Genomic DNA, 19,568 nt, shown 5'->3' on the forward strand with positions numbered 1-19,568 from the left:
CGTTCAGCGCTCCTGGGAAATCGGTTCGCGGGTGTGTTCGTGTTCGGGTCCGTCCTGCCAGTGCACGCTGACGATCTGCAGCTCGCGCCCCGACAGGAGCTCGGCGGTCGGCTCGCCGCAGGCCGGACAGCACAGCCGGGGTGGCATGCCGACCGCCCACTCGTCCGCGCAGGGCTCGCACCGCGCGCGGGCCGCCACGGGTTCGACGACGAGTTCGGCGCCTTCCAGAACGGTCCCGGCGCAGGCGAGTCCGAAGCAGAAGGACAGAGCGTCGGGAACGACTCCGGCCAGTTCGCCGACCTGAAGCCGGACGGACCCGACCGAGGCGGCTCCGCCTGCCCGAGCCGCCTCCTCCACCTGGTCGACGACGGCCATGGCGATCGACATCTCATGCATTGCGTCTCCGTCCTGCCGTGCGTCATTACAGCGGCGGATGTCGGGGGCGGGCGGACCGGCTCGCCGGTACCCGTACGGCACATACACCATTCGGTGCAGCCAGGACCGGAACCGGGTGGCGGGCGCCGTCACATGCAGCGCATCCGCAGATAGCGCTTGACGTCGGGCAGGACCTGCGCGGCGACGGCGACGAGAACGGCGGCGGCCAGGCCGCAGATGAGGGTCTTCTTCATGGGGGTGGGCTCCTTCTGCTCAGTTCATGGCGGGACCGGCCGCCGTCCGCTGGGCGGCGGCCTCGTGGTCTTCTTCCTGTACGAGGTCCAGGACCATCCGTACGGCCTGTGGCACTGCTGCGGCCACGGGGGCGCTCAGTCCGATCCCTTCGTCGACGTTGTCGGGTTCGCAGCCGATGACGAGCGTGCGCCTCGGCGGTACGGCTCCGGTGCCCACGCACAGGGTGCCGAGCAGTGCCAGGACGGCGTCGGGGGACATCCGGTGGCCGTCGAGCAGTGCGTTCTGCGGCTCGACGGCGCCCGGTTCGTCGACCTCGATCAGGTACAGGGTGCCGGGGGCGCCGCCGCGCTCGGTGGCGTCGATCAGGACGAGCGTGTCGTATCCGTCGAGGAGCTGGTAGGCGAGGTGGACCCCCCGTACGCCAATGTCGGCCACCTCGAGGTGGTCCGGGAGGCGGCACGAGGACAGTGCGCGCACCGCCTCGACGCCGAAGCCGTCGTCGCCGAGGAAGATGTTCCCGATCCCGGCAACCAGGGTTCTCGGACGTTCCTGCGCGGGAGCGTTCACGCATCCCCCAGGGGGACGATCTCGTCCGGCTGGAAGTACAGGAAGCGCCCCTGCTCACGGCGGATGTCCGCGCCCGGGTCGCCTTCGACGGTGACTGCGAGGTGCACTCCGCCGTCGACGTCGTGGAGCACTGCTTCGACCTGTGCGCTGCGGCCCTTGAGGAACAGGTCCTGGGCGTCGGTGCGCCGCAGTCCCGGTCGCAGAAGGACGCGGCTGCCCACGCCCACGGACCGGCCGTCCACCAGGATCCGGTCCCGGGCCGGGTCGGCCGTGTCGTCGCTCGCGGGGTCCCACCACGGGGTGTCGGGGCGGAGCACGCCGCGGGCGTCGATGAGGTCGGCGTCGCCCGGGAGGGGGTCCTGGGCGGCGGGCGAGGACGGGTCGGGTCCGGTGATCTCGCGCAGGGCCCGCACCGCGCCGTGCAGCCGCTCCAGGACCTCGGGGGGCATCGAATCGGCCAGGTCGACGACCGCGGCCGCCCGGGCGTCGGTGCCGCGGGCCTCGCGCTTCTCCTGGTCGGTCAGGGCTGCCGTGCGCAGGGTGAGGATCTCGTCGATCTCGGTGGCGTCGTACAGCGCTCCGGGACTCTCGGGGGCGATGGCCGGATGGTCCTCCAGGATGATCGGGGACGACAGCACCAGGTCCGCGCGCCCGGGTTCCCCGGCGAGCACCGGCCAGGTGTGCAGGTTGCGGCAGGCCGCGACCGCGTCCTTCGCCCACTCGGGCGGGTCCGTCATCGACAGGAACGAGCCCGCGCTGATCCCCATCAGGATGTGGGCGGCGACCAGCGACCGTGGGAGCGCGGCGTCCCGGTCGGCCTCGGCGGAGTCGGGCGTCCAGGTGTTGGTGTTCTCGACCACGGCGGTGAGCCGCACGACCCGGTAGGGTCCGTCGAGTTCGCGGGCGGACAGCCGCACCACGCCGCTGATCACCTCGCAGCGACGAACCAGGCGTCCCACCGTCCGCCCGTCCGCGTCCAGGACGGGTTCCGTCTCCTCGCGGGCGGGCCTGGTGAAGGGCACAGTGACACCGTCCCCGGCCAGTTCGGCGACGTCCACGACCACTTCGACGCGTTCCTCGGCGCCCTCGTCCCAGGGGACCAGCACCCGGTCGGCGAGCTCGAGTTCAGCCACGTCCTCGAACGTGCCGTCGTCGCGGGCCTGTTGCACCGTGCGCCGCTGGGCGTGCAGAAACCGTGCTTCGACGGCGAGCGTCGCGCCGGGCTTCGGCTCCATCAGGCACTCGGTGTGCTGGAAGTCGTGCTCCTCGCGGTCCGCGCCCCAGCCGGGGGGCACGAGCACCCCGAACTGCCAGCGGAGCCGGTTCTTGGCTGCGGAGGCCCGGTACGGGTAGAGCACATAGCCCTCGAAGAGGACGGTGTCGGCCACTTGCCGTGCGGTGGCGAACCGGGACTCCAGTGCGGGCGTGAGGAGGGATGAGGTCACGGCGCCGTCCTCTCGGTGACGCGGGGCAGTACGGCCCGGTGCACCGGGCGCTCAGGGGACCGCGCGGGTGGAGTACCTGCGGCTCCGGCCAGGTCGATCAGGGCCTGGACGGTCGCCTCCCAGGACGGCAGGGCCTGCCGCGAGCGGAATGCGAGCAGCGCGTTCATGGTGTCGCGCGGCAGCCGGATCCAGCCGCAGCCCGGGAAGTGCTGCTCGATCATGTCCTTCCACACCGCCACCGGCATCCGGAAGGGCGCCTCGCGGTCCCAGGGAATCGGCTCGACGTGGAAGCCGCCGTCCCCGGTGAAGGCGGTGCCGGAGAAGAGCAGGAGGAGCGGCACCTCACCGTCCTGGAGCGCGTCGAAGTACCGGGTCGCGGCGATGTCCAGGTCGTAGGTGCAGGGCACGACGAGGTCCACCTCGGTTTCCGTGGTGAAGGACGGAACCGTGAGGGAGACCTGGGCGAACTGCAGCGGCTGGAGCGTGTTTCCCCAGCGTGAGCGGTCGCCGAAGAGGTCGTGCAGTCCGTCCGCCTCGCCCTGCTCGTAGCCCCGCCGGGCCGGTTCGATACGGATCTGGCAGCGCAGCGCGAGGGCGTGCACCCGGGCTTCTGGGGACGCGGTGATGCGCAGCCGGAAGACCAGCGTGGGGCCCGCCGCGTACGGGTCGGCGCGGACTCCGGCGCAGGTGAAGGCGAATTCCGTCACTGCGGGTGCCCCTTCTCCTGGGTCCGGGCGCGTCCCTCGACGTGCGCGAAGAACGCCTGGAGATCGGCTCTCGCCTCGGCGCCGCCGTCGAAGCCCTGCCACAGCACGCGCATGCGTCCCACCAGCTCGTAACAGATGTCGATCGGTACGAGGTAGCACTCGGCCCGGCCCTCCGTGCGACGCATCAGCAGTGCCTCGACGTCGGGTTCGAGGAGGGCGGCGAGGCGGCTGGCGTCGAGCACGGTCTGCCAGGCCTCCGGGTCGAGTTCGCTCTCGGTCGCTCCGGCCGGGCTCGGGTAGAGCGCGACCAGCCGGTCCAGCGCCGCGTTGCGGAAGAAGAACGCGACGCCGACCGGGATCTGCAGCAGCTCCCACGCACCGTCGTCGAGACGGTGCTCCGCATCGGACAGATAGCGGTCCGGGACCGTTCTGAAGCGTCCGTGGGCTGCGCCGGGCCGCTCGAACAGCAGGGCGCACGGGGTGCACGCACAGGCCAGCGCGCGCTTCTCGGTGTCCACGAGATGCCGGTGACCGCCCTCGGTCACGGGCACGCCGCACAGCTCGCACCGTTCCTGCAGGGGTTCCGGCGGCCCGGCGAATCTGCGCAGGCCTCGGGCACGGGCAGCGGGCGCCGGGCGACGCTCGGCCCTGGTCGGGGGGGCGTTCACGGTGCCGTCGCGGCAACGGTCGTGCCGGCTCCGGCAGTTCCGGCCGGCGGGCGGGTGCCGATCTGGAGCAGGGGTGGCTCCCGGTCGACGGTCACCGGCTCCATCACCACCTGCTCCACTTCCGGTACGAAGCAGGCCAGCGCGTCCTCGACGCTGCGCTGCGTCGCCGCACCCGTGCTCGGGCAGCCGCAGCCACCGCCGTCACCGCCCCCGGCCGAGGAGCGCAGCCGCAGGATGCCGGTCTCCTCGTCGAAGCCGACGACCTCGACGGGGTCGGGTACGGAGTCCAGGGCGCGCGCGATGCGCTTGCCGATGTCCTCCGGGTGCAGATCGTGCAGGGCCAGCAGGCTCGACACGAGTTCGTCGTCGAGCAGCGCGGCGAGCGGACCGTCGTCGGTTCCGCGGTCCGCAGAAGTGCCGAGGCGGCCGACGATCCGGGCCAGGCCGGCGCCGTAGAAGTCCATCAGGACCCGCACCAACTCCTCTGCTGCTGCGCACACTTCCTGGTCGCCGGTGGCGGTCAGGCGGTCGAGCAGGTCGTCGACCCGCTGCCCGGCCGCCACGGCGTCGAGGGCCCTCGGCGGTGCGACGGCCATCGCTGCGGCGCTCATCCGGCCAGTCCGCTCAGCCCGGTGGGGACGTGCATCTGCTTGACGGCCTTGCCATCGCCCACGTACATGTGGACGCCGCACGGCAGGCAGGGGTCGAAGCTGCGGATGGTCCGCATGATGTCGATGCCCTTGAAGTTCTCCGGGGTGTTCTCCTCGAAGATCGGTGTGTTCTGCACCGCGTCCTCGTAGGGGCCGGGGGTGCCGAAGGTGTCCCGCGTGCTGGCGTTCCACGGGGTGGGCGGGTAGGGGTGATAGTTGGCGATCTTGCCGTCCCTGATCACCATGTGATGAGAGAGCAATCCGCGTACGGCCTCCGTGAAGCCGACACCGATGCTCTCGTCCGGCACGTCGAACTTCTCCCAGGTCTGGGTGCGTCCGGCACGGACCTCCTCGAGCCCCTGCTCGGCACAGTGCAGCGCGATCGCGGCGGCGTACGCCTGGAAGTAGGTGCGGGCGCGGTTGCGTTCCAGCGCGTTGCTCCACTTCGGGATCTTCCACTCGAAGGTGGTCTCAGGCTTGGTCATCGTGCGCGGCAGGTTGATGACGACACTGTGACCGGTGGCCTTGACATAGCCGACATCGACGAGCCCGGACAGCGCGGTGGACCAGAGGCGGGCGAGGGGGCCGCCACCGGTGTCCAGGGGCAGATGGTCCTTGCCGTCGAACCAGCGGGGCGACATCACCCAGCTGTACTTGTCGTCGAAGCTCCGCTTCTGCGGGGCGGGGATCGTGTGCTGGTTCCACGGGTGGCGGGGGTCCACCGGGTTGCCCAGCGGGTCGTGGGTGACGAACTGCTCCTTGCCCTCCCAGTCGTCGTAGTACGAACTGCCGAGCAGGATCCGGATGCCGAGGTTGATCTCGGTGAGGTCGTTGGTGACCAGCTTGCCGTCCACGATCACGCCGGGGGTGACGAACATCTTCCGTCCCCAGTCGGTCATGTTGGCGTACGTGAAGTCGCAGTGTTCGGGGTCGTTGAGCGCTCCCCAGCAACCGAGCAGCACCCGCCGGCGGCCGACCTCCTCGTACCCGGGCAGCGCCTCGTAGAAGAAGTCGAACAGGTCGTCGTGCAGGGGAACGACCCGCTTCATGAACTCCACGTACCGCATGAGGCGGCTGAGGTAGTCCGTGAAGAGCTGGACGGACGCGACCGTTCCGACGCCGCCCGGGTAGAGCGTGGAGGGGTGCACATGGCGCCCTTCCATCAGGCAGAACATCTCCCGCGTGTAGCGGCTCACTTGAAGAGCCTCGCGGTAGAACTCTCCCTCGATGGGGTTGAGGGAGCGCATGATGTCGGCGATCGTGCGGTAGCCGTGCTCCCCGGCGTGCGGCGCCTCGGTGCGCTCGGCGAGCTCCAGGACTCCGGGGTTGGTCTCGCGGACCATCTTCTCGCAGAAGTCGACCCCTACCAGGTTCTCCTGGAAGATGTTGTGGTCGAACATGTACTCCGCCGACTCACCCAGGTTGATGATCCACTCACCGAGGTTCGGCGGCTTCACCCCGTAGGCCATGTTCTGCGTGTACACGGAACATGTGGCGTGGTTGTCGCCGCAGATCCCGCAGATGCGGCTGGTGATGAAGTGGGCGTCACGGGGGTCCTTGCCCCGCATGAAGACGCTGTAGCCACGGAAGACCGACGAGGTGCTGTAGCACTCCGCGACCTGCTTCTGCTTGAAGTCGATCTTCGTGTGGATGCCGAGACTGCCTACGATCCGGGTGATCGGATCCCAGGCCATCTCGACGAGGCCACTGCCGTCGCCGGCCGCCTTCGTCGTGGGTGCCATTGTGTGTGCCATGACCCTTCTGGGGAGTGGGAGTTGATGGAGGAGGGAGCGGGCGGAATCGGGACGTTCACCGATCGCGGGGTACGGGGCACCCGGTGGACGCCGCGCCCGTCACCGGGGCGATCGGTATCCGGTGGTCAGCTTGGAGCCCTTGTGACGCCACCTCGGTTCCTTGTCCACGGTCTTCGCCGTGATCGACCGGAGCCTGCGGACCACCGCCCCGTACGCTCCGCTGGCGGCACTGGAGACCTTGCCGCCGGGCGGTTCGTCCATGAACGGCATGAACTTGTCGGGGAATCCGGGCATGGTGCAGGCGATACAGATGCCGCCGACGTTCGGGCAGCCGCCGATGCCGTTCATCCAGCCGCGCTTGGGTACGTTGCACTTGACGACGGGACCCCAGCAGCCAAGCTTGACCAGGCATTGGGGCGAGTCGTACGTGGTGGCGAACTGGCCCTGCTCGTAGTAGCCGGCCCGGTCGCACCCCTCGTGCACGGTGGCTCCGAAGAGCCAGGTCGGGCGCAGCTTGTCGTCCAGCGGAATCATCGGCGCGGATCCCACCGCCTGGTAGAGCAGGTAGGTGAGGGTCTCCGAGAAGTTGTCCGGTTGGATCGGGCAGCCGGGCACGCACACGATCGGGATGCCGGCCTTCGAGGTCCAGTCCCAGCCCAGGTAGTCGGGTACGCCCATGGCACCGGTCGGGTTGCCGGCCATCGCATGGATGCCGCCGTAGGTGGCGCAGGTGCCGATGGCGACGACCGCCAGGGCCTTGGGCGCCAGCCGGTCGATCCACTCACTGGTGGTGATCGGCTGGCCGGTCTCGGGGTTGTCGCCGAAGCCGCACCAGTAACCCTCCTGCTTGATCGACTCGTTGGGGATGGATCCCTCGATGACCAGCACGAAGGGGTCGATCTCGCCGCGTTCGCCCTTGAAGAACCATTCGATGAAGGTGTCCGCACCGCCTACCGGACCGCTGTCGAAGTCGATCAGGGGCCAGTGGACCTGGATCTTGGGCAGGCCGGGCAGCACACCGAGCACGATCTCCTCGATGCTGGGCTGCATTGCCGCGGTCAGCGACACCGAGTCGCCGTCACAGCTCAGCCCCGCATTGATCCAGAGGATGTGGATCGGGGACTCCTCGTCGGCGGCCGCACCTTCTGCCTGGGCGCCGACCGTGTTGGCTGTTGCTGCACCCATGGGGATGCCTCCTTGGAGAGCTATGCAATGAATGCCCGCGTTTCGGCGTTCATGTCCAGCTAACAGTCCGCCGGCCCGGGTGCTACGGCGAGCGCGGCCGTTGCGGTGACATTGCGGCCCCGGCCGGCGGAAGGATCCGCCGTGCGCGTGCCGGGAACGCCGGTGCCGAGGTGGTGCGGAGTCCGGGCCGGGGGTTCCTTGCGCACGAAGGCGCGGCGCAGCGAGTGGTAGGGCGCGTCCGGATCGAAGAAGATGGACCGCATCACGGCCAGTTCCTCCTGCCGGTGGACGGCCAGCGGCTTGACCGCCTCCTGACGCTCCAGCGCCGGCTTCTTCTGGGCGATCCGGGCCTGTACGTCCGTCGACGAGGCCAGCCGGACGGCCAGTCGGAGGGTCTCGCCCGGGAAGTCCTGGGGCGGGCAGGCGACCATCCGGTCCACCAGGCCGAGCCGTTCGGCGGCTTCGGCGCCGAGCGGCAGCGCTTCATGGACGAGCCGTTCGGCGACCTCGGGGCCCACTCGGTGCGGCAGAGTGCGGGTCCAGTACTCCGAGCCGGACAGCCCCATCAGCCGGTAGTGCGGATTCAGGACCGATCCCTTGCGGCACCAGACCTCGTCGGCGGCCAGGGCGAACATCGCTCCGCCGGCTGCGGCGTTGCCGCCCACGGCGGCGATCACCAGCCGGTCTGTGGTGGTCAGCACGGCCTGCACCAGGTCGTTCATGGCGTTGATGTTGGCCCAGGACTCCTCGGCGGGGTCGGCCGCCGCCTCGATGACGCCCAGGTGGATGCCGTTGGAGAAGAAGTCCCGGCCGCTGCCCAGCACCAAGACCGAGGTGGGCCGGGAGCAGGCGGTCCGGTAGGCGCCCAGGAGGCGCGTGCAGTGTGTGGTGCTCATCGCGCCGCCGGGGAACGAGAACGTGAGATGTCCGACGGCGCCGGTCTCCTCGTAGCGGATGTCGGTCCAGGTTCCGCGGCGCCCGGGGGCGTCCGGCGGGACCGGGTCCTCGGGCAGCGGAGGCAATCGGTCGCCGAGCGCCAGGACAGCGGGGAGTTTGAGTGGGGCGGGCTCTCCCGGCCGACGCCTGGCCCGCAGCTCCGGGATCCATACGGCGCCGTCGGGCGTCGCCCGGCAGACGGCACCGGCCCGCGTGGCGAGCAGCTCTCCGGGGCGGCCGCGCAGCCGGTCCTCGGGGTGTCCCCCGTGCAGGAACCACTCTTCGCCGAGCAGTTCGTCCAGTACACCGGGGTGCGAGTCGGCTGCGCGCAGCTTGCGCAGCACGGTCTCCGTGGAGTCGGACCGCCAGTCGATCCGCCGGAGTTCCTGTCGGAAGTACGGTCGGGTGCCGCCCGTGGCCCGTGTGCCGTCCTGGGGCCGGGGCCTGTACGTCCCCGAGGCGAACCGGTCGACGGCGAGCAGCACGGCCGTGAGCGCCGCGTCGGAGACCTCGTTGCGGTACAGGTCGCTCTTGCCGACCGGTGGTACGGAGAACCCGACCGATGCCCAGACGTCTCCGGCGTCCATCTCCTCGTCGGCCTGCAGAACCGTCACACCCCAGCGGGTGACGCCCTCATGGATCGCCCAGTCGAGCGAGGACGGACCGCGGTTGCCGACAGGTCCCGGGTGGACGATGAGGCACGTGTGCACCGACCACACATCCCGCGGGATGGCCGTCCTGAGCATCGGAGCCACAATCAGTTCGGGGGCGAACCGCCGGACCGCGTCCCGCAGATGGCCGTCGGAGAGCGCGAGTTCGACCGCCACGCTGTGGCCGCGGTCCCGCAGCTCGGCGTGGACGCGCTGAGTGAGGCTGTTGAACGCGCTCGCGACGAGCAGGATGTGCACGGCGGACTCCCAGCGGTTCTGCGGCTCCCGGCCGGAGCAGGTCCGGCCGGCTGCAAGCCTCGGACACGGGGAACGGGCTCTGTGGGCACCGGGGCGGCGGAGTCACTCGAAAGGGAACGTCCTGCGGCCACTCGACGGCCGGAATACGGGCCGTGGGAGCGACAGCGCATCGGGGCCGGCCCGCTCGGCCCGTCGGCTCAGGTCTCGTCGGCGCCCTTTCGCTGCCCCCTGGCCCGCTTTTTGACCACCGCGGCGGCTGCGGCGGCGCTGCCCGCGAAGGCGAGCGCGACCATCCACGGCTGGTTGAACACGTACCAGGTGGCATGGTCGAGGGAGTAACGGCCGGGGCCGGTCAGTCCGATCGCCGCGGCAGTGAAACCGAGGAACGCCGGGTACTCGTACCCGCCGCGATGCGCGAAGAAGCCCGCGGGCGCGTGCACGGCGACGGCGCCCGCCATGGCGCCCGCGGCCGCCGCGCCGGCGGCGGGGGTGGCGAGGCCGAGAACCAGCAGGGCACCGCTGCCCGCCTCACCGAGTCCGGCGGCCACGGCGCTGTGCTTGGGCGGGTGGAAGCCCATGGCCTCCATGCTCGCGGTGGTTCCTTCGATGCCCCCGCCGCCGAACCAGCCGAACAGCTTCTGGGTGCCGTGCGCGGCCAGGACCGCGCCGGTGCCGACGCGCAGGACAAGAAGGCCGAGGTCACGCCGGTTGACGCAGGTCATGGGGGAGCTCCGCGGGGTAGTGGCTGTAATCCGGGTTATGGATCCACTCTCCGCGCCTCGACGGGTGGACGTACCTCGCTACTACTCCGTCCGGGGGATGGTGTCGGGTGGTCGGCCCGGTGCGACGAACGCCATTATGCAACTTGTTGCATAATGGCGTTCCGGTGGTCTACAACTGGCGCAACGACACTGCGCGAGGAGCCGCCGGATGACCCCGTACCCGAATCTGCTGAGCCCGCTCGACCTCGGGTTCACCACCCTTCCCAACCGGGTGCTGATGGGGTCGATGCATGTCGGACTGGAAGAGGCCGAGCGCGGCTTCGAGCGGATGGCGGCGTTCTACGCCGCCCGCGCCCGCGGCGGAGTCGGGCTCATGGTCACCGGGGGCATCGCGCCGAACGACCGAGCCCGCCCCTATCCCGGCGGCGCCAAGCTCACCACCGAGGCGGAGGCCGATCAGCACACCCAGGTCACCGCCGCCGTGCATGCGGCGGGCGGCCGGATCGCGATGCAGATCCTCCACTTCGGCCGGTACGCGCACCATCCGGATCTGGTGGCGCCGAGCGCGATCCAGGCCCCGATCAGCCCCTTCACCCCGCACGCTCTGACGGACGACGAGGTCGAGGAGACCATCGAGGACTTCGTGCGGACCGCCGAGCTGGCACGGCAGGCAGGCTACGACGGTGTCGAGATCATGGGCTCCGAGGGCTATCTGATCAATGAGTTCATCGCAGCCGGGACCAACCACCGCACCGACCGCTGGGGCGGCTCGTACGAGAACCGCATTCGGTTCCCCGTGGAGATCGTGCGCCGGGTCCGCGAGCGGGTCGGCAGCGACTTCATCCTGATCTACCGGCTCTCGATGCTGGACCTGGTGCCCGGCGGCTCCTCGCTGGAGGAGGTCGTGCAGTTCGCCCGGGAGATCGAGGCGGCCGGGGCCACGATCATCAACACCGGAATCGGCTGGCACGAGGCCCGCATCCCCACCATCGCGACGTCCGTGCCACGCGGTGCGTACACCTGGGTCACCGAGAAGGTGCGCGGGGCCGTCTCCGTACCGCTGGTGACCAGCAACCGGATCAACACCCCCGAGGTCGCCGAGGAGATCCTCGCCTCAGGGCGGGCCGACATGGTGTCCATGGCCCGGCCGTTCCTCGCCGACCCGGACTTCGTCGCCAAGGCCGGCGCGGGGCGTGCCGACGCGATCAACACCTGCATCGGCTGCAACCAGGCGTGCCTCGACCACACGTTCAGCGGAAAGATCACCTCCTGCCTGGTCAATCCGCGCGCCTGCCACGAGACCGAACTCACGTTGTCGCCGACCCGGACCCGTAAGCGCGTCGCGGTCGTCGGCGCGGGTCCCGCCGGACTCGCGTGCGCCGTGTCGGCGTCCGAGCGCGGGCACGAGGTGACGCTGTTCGACGCGGCCGACGAGATCGGCGGCCAGCTGAATGTGGCGCGCCGGATCCCCGGCAAGGAGGAGTTCGACGAGACGCTGCGCTACTTCCGCACCCGGCTCGCGGAGCAGCAGGTCGAGCTCCGGCTCGGGACGAAGGCGACGCCGGACACGCTCGACGGCTTCGACGAGATCGTCCTCGCCACCGGCGTGACACCCCGCTCCCCCGCGATCCCGGGCCTGGACCACCCCAGCGTGGTCGGTTACCTCGACGTCCTGCGCGACGGGGCGCCTGTCGGACAGCGGGTCGCGATCATCGGTGCGGGCGGGATCGGCTTCGACGTCGCCGAATTCCTGACGGACTGCGGCGATTCGGCGAGCCAGGACCCGGAGGTGTTCTTCCGCCACTGGGGGGTCGACACCGCGTACCGGGAGCGTGGCGGTCTGCGCCTCCCCGAGCGCCCGAAGCCGCCGCGCACCGTGCATCTTCTGCAGCGCAGGACGAGCAAGGTGGGCGCGGGGCTGGGCAGGACGACCGGCTGGATCCACCGCACGGAGCTGCGGCACCGAGGCGTCACGATGATCGCGGGCGCCACGTACGACCGCATCGACGACGACGGTCTGCACCTGACGGTCGACGGCGAGCAGCACCTCCTACCGGTGGACACGGTGGTGCTCTGCGCCGGTCAGGAGCCACGCCGCGAACTGTACGAGGAGCTGATCGCCGCGGGCCGTACGCCGCATCTGATCGGCGGCGCCGATGTGGCCGCCGAACTGGATGCCAAGCGGGCCATCCGCCAGGGAACGGAGCTCGCGGCAGCCCTGTGACGCCCGGGCCGTCCCTAGGATGCTCTCCATGTCACTCCCGCACGCGATCCTCACCGCCCTGCTCGAAAAGCCGTCGTCGGGGCTGGAGCTGACCCGCAGGTTCGACCGGTCGATCGGCTACTTCTGGTCGTCCACGCACCAGCAGATCTATCGGGAGCTGGGAAAGCTGGAGCAGGCCGGGCAGATCCGGGCCCTGCCGTCGGCACAGCCGGCCCGTGGGCAGAAGAAGGAGTACGAGGTCCTGCCCGCCGGCCGCGCGGCACTGTCCGCATGGGTGGCGCTCCGGGAGGACCCGAAGCAGATCCGCGATCCGCTGCTGCTGCGGATGCGCGCGGCGGCGGTGGTCGGCGCACCGGGCCTGGACGCGGAACTACGCCGCCACCTGGAGCTGCACCGGAAGCAGCTGGCCGAGTATCTGGCGATCGAGGAGCGGGACTTCCCGCCGGAGCGGAACTCGGAGGAGGACCGGCTGCGGCATCTCGTACTCCGCGGCGGCATCGATCTGGAGAACTTCTGGATCGGCTGGCTGACCCGCGCTCTGGACGGGATCCCGGCCACCGGGCCGGGCCCGTCGGCGGGGTAGGGGTCTCCCCCATGTCCGTAGGGTCACGGGGAGACCGAGGAGGAACCAGCCACCGGATGCCCCGGCATCGGCCTTATGACCCGCCGACCGGCGTCCTGCCGAGTTCCGGTCGCAGCGTCAGCTGGTCCGTCGTCCGGGGGCTGCCGATCACGACCCGCGATGGCACACTCGGCGCCGGCTCCGCCTCGACCCTGGCCCGGTACGCAGACGGCGTCGCCTCGTCCTGCGCCCGGCTGAGCAGAATGACTCCCCGCACCGCCGCCGCCGACCCCAGCAGCGCCGCAACCAGCGCGATCGTCCCGCCCTGGAGGCGTTCGCCGAGCAGCGCCACACCTATCACCGCGGCGGCAACGGGATTGGCGAGGGTCAGGACCGCGAGCGGCGCACCGAGACCACCCTGGTAGGCGGTCTGCGAGAGCAGCAGACCCCCCATCGCGAAGGCCGAGACGAGCAGCGCCACTGTCACCAGGCGCCAGCTGAACCACGGGCCCGTGTGGCCCGTGACCGCCACCGTCACTGTCTGGGTGAGCGCCGAGGCGACGCCCGACGTGATGCCGGATGCCGCAGCGTGCCTGAGTCCGGGGCGGGCCCCCGGCCGGCTGAGTCCGGCGACGACCGCCATGGTCGCCGAACCGACCGCGAGCGCCTCGACCAGGCTCAGCGTCTCGCGCGGTGCGGAGCCGCCCGCCGTCAGCAGGAGGGCGCCCAGGCCGAGCAGGGTGAGGATCGTGCCGCGCCATTCGGTCCCGGTCACCCGGCGCCCGGCGGTGCGCGCACCCAGGGGTACGGCGGCGACCAGCGTCAGCGCGCCGAGCGGCTGGACGAGGGTGAGGGGCCCGTACTTCAGCGCCGCGACATGCAGCAGCGCGCCACCGGCGTTGAGTCCGACCGCCGACCACCACGCCCCGCGCCCGAGCATCCGGAGCACTCCGGTGCCCGGATCGGTGCGTCCGGCGAGCCGGGCCTGAGCCACCGCCGCCGAGGCGTACGCGGCGGCGGAGACCAGGGAGAGGACGACGGCGATCAGTGTGGCGTTCATGGCCGGCCCTCGGACGAGGCGTACGCCCGGGAGGCGGCCTGGTCGGGAACACGGGACAACGGCGGCGCGGTACGGGCGGGCGCGGGCTTGCCCCCTGCGCCGGAAGGCCACGGCAGATGCCCTCGGTCCGACTCCGTCGGCTGGAGCCGCAGCACCGCGAGCGCCACGGCGAGCAGCGCGCTGACGACGATCGAGTCGAGCCAGTAGTGGTTGGCGGTGCCGACTATCACCAGCAGGGTGACGAGCGGGTGCAGCAGCCACAGCCAGCGCCACCGCGAACGCGTCGCGACGATCAGTCCGACGGCGACCATCAGCGCCCAGCCGAAGTGCAGCGAGGGCATAGCGGCGAACTGGTTCGCCATCGAGTCGGTCTCCGGAATGTCTGCGTACACCGTCGGCCCGTACACCTGGCCGGTGTCGACAAGTCCGGCGGCGTCCAGCATCCGCGGCGGGGCGAGCGGGAACAGCAGGTGGAGTGCGAGAGCGGCACCGGTGAGCGCGGCGAGGATCCGGCGCGACCAGACGTAATGGCGGGGGCGACGCCAGTACAGCCAGGCCAGGAAGAGCAGCGTGGCCGGGAAGTGCACGGTCGCGTAGTAGGTGTTCGCAAGGCGGACCAGCGTCTCGCTGTGCAGCAGCGCGCCCTGCACGGCGCCCTCGCTCGGCAGATGCGCCGCACGTTCGAAGTCCCAGACGTGTCCGGCGTTTCGGTACGCCTCCTCGACGTGACCGTTCGCGGCCTGCCGGCCGAACTTGTAGACCACGAAGAGCCCTACGACAAGAAGGAGCTCGCGGACGAGGGGCGGTCGGGCAGAAGTGTCCGGCTCCCGATCTGCGGGCTCGCTACGGGCGTACATCACCCGGTGCCCCTTTGCTGACGAAGCGGTGTTACGGCGGCATGGTCCAGTCCCTGCCAAATCGATACGACAGTGTACCGATACGCGTACGTATCGGTACACGTGCGTTTCGGTACACTGGCGTATCGGAAGACCTCGCCGCAGAGCCGCAGAGAGGGAAAGCACATGTCGTCGCACGATTCCGTGCCGAAACAGGCCCACACTTCTCGGCGCTCGAAGATCACACCGGAGCGGGCGCAGGAGTTCTACACGGCCGTGCTCGACCTGCTCAGGGAGAGCGGCTACGAATCGCTCACCATGGAGGGGGTCGCCTCCCGCACCCGGTGCGGGAAGTCGACGCTCTACCGGCAGTGGGGCTCCAAGCCCGAGCTGGTCGTCGCGGCGCTGCGCAGCACCCGGCGGATGCTGCTCTCGCACATCGACACGGGCTCGCTCGCCGGCGACCTGCGCGAGGCGGCCCAGGCCATCGGCGCGGGCTCCGGACGGGACACCCCGCTGATGCACGCACTCAGCCATGCCGCACTGCAGAGCCCGGAGCTGCTCTACGCGCTGCGCGAGGCGCTGATCCTGCCGGAACTCACAGCGATCGACGCCATGGTCCAGAGGGCCAAGGAACGTGGCGAGATCCCCAGGGACAACCCCGCGGCGGAGTTCGTCTCCGCGCAACTGCTGGGTGTGATGCGGGCCAGGCCGCTACTGGAGGCGAAGATCGCGGATGAGGCATATCTCACCCGCTTCGTGGAGAGCGCCATCTTCCCCGCACTGGGACTGGACCCGGCCGATACCGGGCCCTGATGAACGTGGGCCGTCGTCCGAGCGGAAGACGAGGGCTCGCCTGCGCCGCACCGTGGGGACGGGGGTGGCGCACCGTCCGGCCGGCCGGTGACTTCTTCGGGAGTCACCGGCCGCCCGTGCTCCCGGGACTCCGACCGACTAGCCCACCAAACAAACGATTGGTAGATTCATTTCGGCGACGAGTTCGGCACCAGCGAGGGCGGACCATGGACATCAGCAGTCCCATCGACTTCACCGGGCGAACGGCGATCGTCACCGGTGGCACGAAGGGCATCGGCGCCGCAATCGCCGAGGCGTTCCTCTCCGCGGGCGCGGAGGTGCTGGTCTGCGGGCGCAATGAACCGTCGGAACTCCCGGCGGCCGGGGGGCGGACCGCTCGCTTCCGGTCGGTCGATGTCCGTGATCCGGCGGCGTCCGCCGCACTCGTCGGCGCCGCGGTGGAGCGGTACGGACGGCTGGATGTGCTCGTCAACAATGCGGGCGGCTCCCCCGACGCCGCCGCGGCGACCGTGTCGCCACGGTTCGTCGACAAAGTCGTCGCGCTGAATCTGCTGGCGCCGTTCTATGTGGCGCAGGCGGCGAACCGGGTCATGCAGCGACAGGACGGCGGCGGCTCGGTGATCAACATCGGCAGTGTCTCCGCACACACCCCGCAGCCGGGGACCGCCGCCTACTCGGCGGCGAAGGCGGGACTACTGGCACTGACCCGGGCGCTGGCCCTGGAATGGGCGCCGAAGGTGCGCGTCAACCACATCACGACCGGACTGATCCGCACCGAGAGCGCGGCGTCGGTGTACGGCGAGGACGGAGGTGCGGCGGTGGCGGATGTCATCCCGATGCGACGGATGGCGGTGCCGGACGATGTCGCGCGCGCCTGTCTGTACCTGGCCGGAGACCTCGCGGCATATGTCAACGGCGCCGATCTGGCGGTGCACGGCGGCGGAGAGGTGCCGGCCCGGTTCCTGGCCGCGAAGGGCCGATAGCGGGACGGGTTCAGGGGAGGCCCCCGACCTGGTCGCCCGCGGCGGCGCGCCTGCGCCAGCCGCAGATCACCACAGTGAAAGCACACGGCTACCGCCTGGAGACCGACGGTGCCGGTCACGATCACGGCGGAGCATGAGCCCACCAGATTCGTCTACAGTCCTGTAGACGAAAGTGCTGCGACCGGGCTGCGGGCCCCCGACGAAGGACTCGACTGCCGTGACGGAACTTCTGCAACGCCGCGTCCTGGTCGTCGAGGACGACCACGGGCTGCGCGATGTACTCGCCCGCGGACTGCGCGAGGAGAACTTCGCCGTCGTGACCGCCGCCAACGGAGCCGGCGCCTTGCGCACCCTCGACGACCGAGTGGATGCCGTCGTCCTCGACATCGGGCTGCCCGACTCGGACGGCCGGGACGTGTGCCAGGCCATGCGTTCGGCGGGGCTCCAGGCCCCGGTGGTCTTCCTCACCGCGCACGACACGCTCACCGACCGGCTCTCGGGCTTCTCGGCAGGCGGCGACGACTACCTCGCCAAACCCTTCCACCTGGCCGAACTCGCCGCCCGGATCCGCGCGGCACTGCGCCGCGCCGGACCGGACCCCGTGGTCGAGCTGGCGGAGCTGCGGCTCGATCCCGTACGCCACCTCCTGGAGGTGCGCGGCAAGCCGGTGGCGCTCACCCCCACCGAGTTCCGCCTGCTGGCCGCGCTGATGGCGGCGCCCGGAACCACCGTACGCAGACGGGAACTGCTGCGCGCGGCCTGGCCCGACGGGGCGCACGTCAGCGACAACACGCTCGACCAGTACGTGACCCGGCTGCGCCGGAAGCTGCGCGAGGCGGACAGCCCGCAGGAGATCAGTACCGTACGTGGCGTCGGGTACCGACTGATATGAGACGATTCCGCGTCATCGGACGACTCCGCGCCGCACTGCCCCGCACCCTGCGGGGCCGCCTCGCCCTGCTCGCCCTGGCCTCCGCCACTGCCTGGGTCGCCGCGCTCACCGTCGCGTTCAACATAGTTCTCGCCGGACGACTCAGCAGCCAGGCCGACGAGCTGCTGCAGACCCGTGCTGCGGCGGTGGCCGCCACCATCGAGGCACGCCCGGACGGTGGGATCGTCGTCCACGAACCGGCTGACGACCGGGCCCTGGATGTCGGCACGTGGATCTACCGCGGCAGCACGGCCGTCGAACGGCCGAGCGCGCCCGCCGCGCTCCAGCGGGAGGCGGACGGGCTCACCGGCCAGGGCATCAAATACCAGGAGTCGGGCGGCAGGAACGCCTCCCGGCTGTACGCCCTGCCGGTGCGCGCCGGCAACCGGCAGACCGGCACCGTCGTCGTCGCCGTCTCCCTCGACCCGTACCGCAGCACCGCCCGTGTCGCCCTCGCCGGTTCCGTGATCCTCGGGCTGCTGCTCCTGGCCGGGGTGTATCTGCTGACCCGCACCATCGTCGAGCGGGCCCTGCGCCCGGTCGCCGAGATGAGCACCCGGGCGGCCCGCTGGAGTGAGCTCGGCGCCGCGGAACGCTTCGGCACCAGCCACCGCCCGGACGAGCTCGCCTCGCTCGCCACCAACCTCGACGAACTCCTGGACCGGCTGGCCGCCGTACTGCGCCACGAACAGCTGCAGACCGCCGCGCTCTCGCACGAGCTGCGCACCCCGCTGGCCCGCATCGTGGCCGAGACCGACTGGCTCACCGCCCGGCCACGGGACGCGGCCGGGCAGCACGCCTCCCACGAGGCGATCGCTGCCGCCGCCACGAGCATGCGGCACATCTGCGACACCCTGCTGTCCGAAGCCCGCGCGCGCACCGAGCAGCCGCCCGGCCGCTGCCTGCTGTCCTCATTGGCCCATCACGTGGCCGAGCAGTACGCGCAGCTGCACCCCGACGCCCCGCCGCTGTCCGTACGGGGCGGCGCCGAGGTCACCGCAGGGGTCTCCCCCGCAGTCGTGGAACGCATGCTCATGCCGCTGCTCGACAACGCCCGCCGCTACGCCGCCACCGCCGTCACCCTGACGTACGCGCAGACCCCGGCCGGTGTCGAGCTCGCCGTGACCGACGACGGCCCGGGTGTGCCCCCGGAGACCGGGGCGGACGTCTTCGAACCGGGCCGCCGCGCCGACCCGGACGACGGTCATGACGGGGCCGGTCTCGGGCTGGCCCTGGCCCGGCGGCTGGCCCGCGCTTCCGGCGGCGACATCGAGTGGGACCCGGCCGCCGCCGGAGCACGGTTCGTGGTCAGCCTTCCGACGGGCTGACGGGAGCGGGGGTGGCGTCCCGCCGGGTCACCGTCAGATAGCTGACGAGGGCCAGAATCAGGACGAGGAAGATCGCGCTGGTGCCGACCGTACCGAGGCCGAGACCGCCGTCGGCGCGCGGCTGCGAGAGGTAGTCGCCGAACGAGGCGCCCAGCGGGCGGGTGAGGATGTACGCGATCCAGAACGCCGGGACGGCGGCGAGGCCGAGCCCGTAGTGGGCGGCGGCCACGGCGGCGATGAGCACGGCGAACAGCACTGCGGACACCCAGTACCCGAGGTCCATCCGCTCCGCCGTGAGGTCGCCCGCCGAGGTGCCGAGAGCGAACGTGAAGAGGATCGCAGCCCAGTAGAACGCTTCACGGCGGACCGTGTGAATGGAGTGGATGGAGAGCGTCCGCTCGCTCGCGTACCAGGCGGCGAACACCGCGACGAGCACCACGGCGAAGACGGCCGTCGTCGTCTCCAGCGCCACCCCGAAATTGTCCGTGAGGTTGTCGCTCACCAGCGTGCCGACCACGCTGATCAGCACCACGGCGAGCCAGTAGAGCCCGGGGACGTACTTCTTGGCCCGGAACTGGAACCAGAGCGTGCCGACCAGTAGCACGGCCATGACCAGCGAAGCATGTGCCCGAGTCGGCCGAAGCGATGGCCGAGGC

18 protein-coding genes and 1 pseudogene are annotated in these 19,568 nt (G+C 70.8%); 6 read left to right on the forward strand and 13 right to left on the reverse strand.

The window, feature by feature from the left end; translation table 11 throughout:
• Positions 1 to 3: 3 nt before the first annotated feature.
• From hypA to AB0N06_RS10740, 10 genes are all read right to left on the reverse strand, one after another.
• On the reverse strand, positions 4 to 396 hold the full coding sequence (hypA, locus tag AB0N06_RS10695; protein ID WP_366134330.1) for a hydrogenase maturation nickel metallochaperone HypA: 393 nt from the start codon (positions 394 to 396) through the stop codon (positions 4 to 6).
• A gap of 252 nt (positions 397 to 648) precedes the next feature.
• Complete coding sequence (locus tag AB0N06_RS10700; protein ID WP_366134331.1) at positions 649 to 1,197, reverse strand: hydrogenase maturation protease; 549 nt, start codon at positions 1,195 to 1,197, stop codon at positions 649 to 651.
• Complete coding sequence (locus AB0N06_RS10705; protein WP_366134332.1) at positions 1,194 to 2,642, reverse strand: hypothetical protein; 1,449 nt, start codon at positions 2,640 to 2,642, stop codon at positions 1,194 to 1,196. The genes AB0N06_RS10700 and AB0N06_RS10705 overlap by 4 nt, the downstream gene beginning before the upstream one ends.
• On the reverse strand, positions 2,639 to 3,349 hold the full coding sequence (locus tag AB0N06_RS10710; protein ID WP_366134333.1) for a DUF6084 family protein: 711 nt from the start codon (positions 3,347 to 3,349) through the stop codon (positions 2,639 to 2,641). Before AB0N06_RS10710 ends, AB0N06_RS10705 begins: the two co-directional genes overlap by 4 nt.
• The gene (locus AB0N06_RS10715) at positions 3,346 to 3,957 is read right to left on the reverse strand and encodes a DUF5947 family protein (RefSeq protein WP_366134357.1); all 612 of its coding nucleotides are present in this window, start codon (positions 3,955 to 3,957) and stop codon (positions 3,346 to 3,348) included. The genes AB0N06_RS10710 and AB0N06_RS10715 overlap by 4 nt, the downstream gene beginning before the upstream one ends.
• Positions 3,958 to 4,013: 56 nt before the next feature.
• Entirely contained in the window at positions 4,014 to 4,628 is a 615-nt protein-coding gene (locus AB0N06_RS10720) for a hypothetical protein (protein ID WP_366134334.1), read from the reverse strand.
• Positions 4,625 to 6,409, reverse strand: a complete 1,785-nt coding sequence (locus tag AB0N06_RS10725) for a nickel-dependent hydrogenase large subunit (RefSeq protein WP_366134358.1) — start codon at positions 6,407 to 6,409, stop codon at positions 4,625 to 4,627. The genes AB0N06_RS10720 and AB0N06_RS10725 overlap by 4 nt, the downstream gene beginning before the upstream one ends.
• A gap of 111 nt (positions 6,410 to 6,520) precedes the next feature.
• The gene (locus AB0N06_RS10730; RefSeq protein WP_366134335.1) at positions 6,521 to 7,606 is read right to left on the reverse strand and encodes a hydrogenase expression protein HypE; all 1,086 of its coding nucleotides are present in this window, start codon (positions 7,604 to 7,606) and stop codon (positions 6,521 to 6,523) included.
• Positions 7,607 to 7,665: 59 nt separating this feature from the next.
• Positions 7,666 to 9,450 (reverse strand): hydrogenase maturation protein, encoded by a 1,785-nt coding sequence (locus AB0N06_RS10735; protein WP_366134336.1) that lies wholly within the window; start codon positions 9,448 to 9,450, stop codon positions 7,666 to 7,668.
• A 197-nt stretch (positions 9,451 to 9,647) separates the two neighbouring features.
• The gene (locus tag AB0N06_RS10740; RefSeq protein ID WP_366134337.1) at positions 9,648 to 10,172 is read right to left on the reverse strand and encodes a DoxX family protein; all 525 of its coding nucleotides are present in this window, start codon (positions 10,170 to 10,172) and stop codon (positions 9,648 to 9,650) included.
• A gap of 208 nt (positions 10,173 to 10,380) precedes the next feature.
• Here AB0N06_RS10740 and AB0N06_RS10745 point away from each other — a divergent pair, with 208 nt between their 5' ends.
• Complete coding sequence (locus AB0N06_RS10745; RefSeq protein ID WP_366134338.1) at positions 10,381 to 12,396, forward strand: NADPH-dependent 2,4-dienoyl-CoA reductase; 2,016 nt, start codon at positions 10,381 to 10,383, stop codon at positions 12,394 to 12,396.
• Between the two features lie 28 nt (positions 12,397 to 12,424).
• Entirely contained in the window at positions 12,425 to 12,979 is a 555-nt protein-coding gene (locus AB0N06_RS10750; protein WP_358859256.1) for a PadR family transcriptional regulator, read from the forward strand.
• 73 nt (positions 12,980 to 13,052) lie between these two features.
• Here the strand turns inward: AB0N06_RS10750 and AB0N06_RS10755 are convergent, their stop codons facing one another.
• Together AB0N06_RS10755 and AB0N06_RS10760 are read right to left on the reverse strand one after the other, a co-directional pair.
• Positions 13,053 to 14,018 (reverse strand): hypothetical protein, encoded by a 966-nt coding sequence (locus tag AB0N06_RS10755; protein WP_366134339.1) that lies wholly within the window; start codon positions 14,016 to 14,018, stop codon positions 13,053 to 13,055.
• Entirely contained in the window at positions 14,015 to 14,878 is an 864-nt protein-coding gene (locus AB0N06_RS10760; RefSeq protein WP_366134340.1) for a phosphatase PAP2 family protein, read from the reverse strand. The genes AB0N06_RS10755 and AB0N06_RS10760 overlap by 4 nt, the downstream gene beginning before the upstream one ends.
• A gap of 162 nt (positions 14,879 to 15,040) precedes the next feature.
• Between AB0N06_RS10760 and AB0N06_RS10765 the strand changes: the two genes are divergently transcribed.
• The 4 genes from AB0N06_RS10765 to AB0N06_RS10780 all read left to right on the forward strand — a co-directional run bounded on the left by AB0N06_RS10765 (position 15,041) and on the right by AB0N06_RS10780 (position 18,912).
• Complete coding sequence (locus tag AB0N06_RS10765) at positions 15,041 to 15,670, forward strand: TetR/AcrR family transcriptional regulator (RefSeq protein ID WP_366134341.1); 630 nt, start codon at positions 15,041 to 15,043, stop codon at positions 15,668 to 15,670.
• A 206-nt stretch (positions 15,671 to 15,876) separates the two neighbouring features.
• Positions 15,877 to 16,653, forward strand: coding sequence for an SDR family oxidoreductase (locus AB0N06_RS10770; protein ID WP_366134342.1), 777 nt, complete (start codon positions 15,877 to 15,879; stop codon positions 16,651 to 16,653).
• A gap of 229 nt (positions 16,654 to 16,882) precedes the next feature.
• The gene (locus AB0N06_RS10775; RefSeq protein WP_366134359.1) at positions 16,883 to 17,545 is read left to right on the forward strand and encodes a response regulator transcription factor; all 663 of its coding nucleotides are present in this window, start codon (positions 16,883 to 16,885) and stop codon (positions 17,543 to 17,545) included.
• Positions 17,542 to 18,912, forward strand: a complete 1,371-nt coding sequence (locus tag AB0N06_RS10780) for a HAMP domain-containing sensor histidine kinase (protein WP_366134343.1) — start codon at positions 17,542 to 17,544, stop codon at positions 18,910 to 18,912. The genes AB0N06_RS10775 and AB0N06_RS10780 overlap by 4 nt, the downstream gene beginning before the upstream one ends.
• Here AB0N06_RS10780 and AB0N06_RS10785 read toward each other — a convergent pair.
• A pseudogene (locus AB0N06_RS10785) lies at positions 18,893 to 19,531 on the reverse strand (hypothetical protein); the annotation flags it as partial. The gene AB0N06_RS10780 and the pseudogene AB0N06_RS10785 sit on opposite strands and share 20 nt — an antisense overlap.
• Positions 19,532 to 19,568: the final 37 nt, after the last annotated feature.

Origin of the sequence: Streptomyces sp. NPDC051020 (genome assembly GCF_040683105.1) — a bacterium.
In the GTDB taxonomy this organism is placed as follows: Bacteria; Actinomycetota; Actinomycetes; order Streptomycetales; family Streptomycetaceae; genus Streptomyces.

Coding starts and splice junctions, on each gene's coding strand:
- AB0N06_RS10750 (WP_358859256.1), top strand. CDS start 12,425: ATGTCACTCCCGCACGCGATCCTCACCGCCCTGCTCGAAAAGCCGTCG.
- hypA (WP_366134330.1), bottom strand. CDS start 396: ATGCATGAGATGTCGATCGCCATGGCCGTCGTCGACCAGGTGGAGGAG.
- AB0N06_RS10780 (WP_366134343.1), top strand. CDS start 17,542: ATGAGACGATTCCGCGTCATCGGACGACTCCGCGCCGCACTGCCCCGC.
- AB0N06_RS10765 (WP_366134341.1), top strand. CDS start 15,041: ATGTCGTCGCACGATTCCGTGCCGAAACAGGCCCACACTTCTCGGCGC.
- AB0N06_RS10725 (WP_366134358.1), bottom strand. CDS start 6,409: ATGGCACCCACGACGAAGGCGGCCGGCGACGGCAGTGGCCTCGTCGAG.
- AB0N06_RS10745 (WP_366134338.1), top strand. CDS start 10,381: ATGACCCCGTACCCGAATCTGCTGAGCCCGCTCGACCTCGGGTTCACC.
- AB0N06_RS10755 (WP_366134339.1), bottom strand. CDS start 14,018: ATGAACGCCACACTGATCGCCGTCGTCCTCTCCCTGGTCTCCGCCGCC.
- AB0N06_RS10730 (WP_366134335.1), bottom strand. CDS start 7,606: ATGGGTGCAGCAACAGCCAACACGGTCGGCGCCCAGGCAGAAGGTGCG.
- AB0N06_RS10770 (WP_366134342.1), top strand. CDS start 15,877: ATGGACATCAGCAGTCCCATCGACTTCACCGGGCGAACGGCGATCGTC.
- AB0N06_RS10740 (WP_366134337.1), bottom strand. CDS start 10,172: ATGACCTGCGTCAACCGGCGTGACCTCGGCCTTCTTGTCCTGCGCGTC.
- AB0N06_RS10720 (WP_366134334.1), bottom strand. CDS start 4,628: ATGAGCGCCGCAGCGATGGCCGTCGCACCGCCGAGGGCCCTCGACGCC.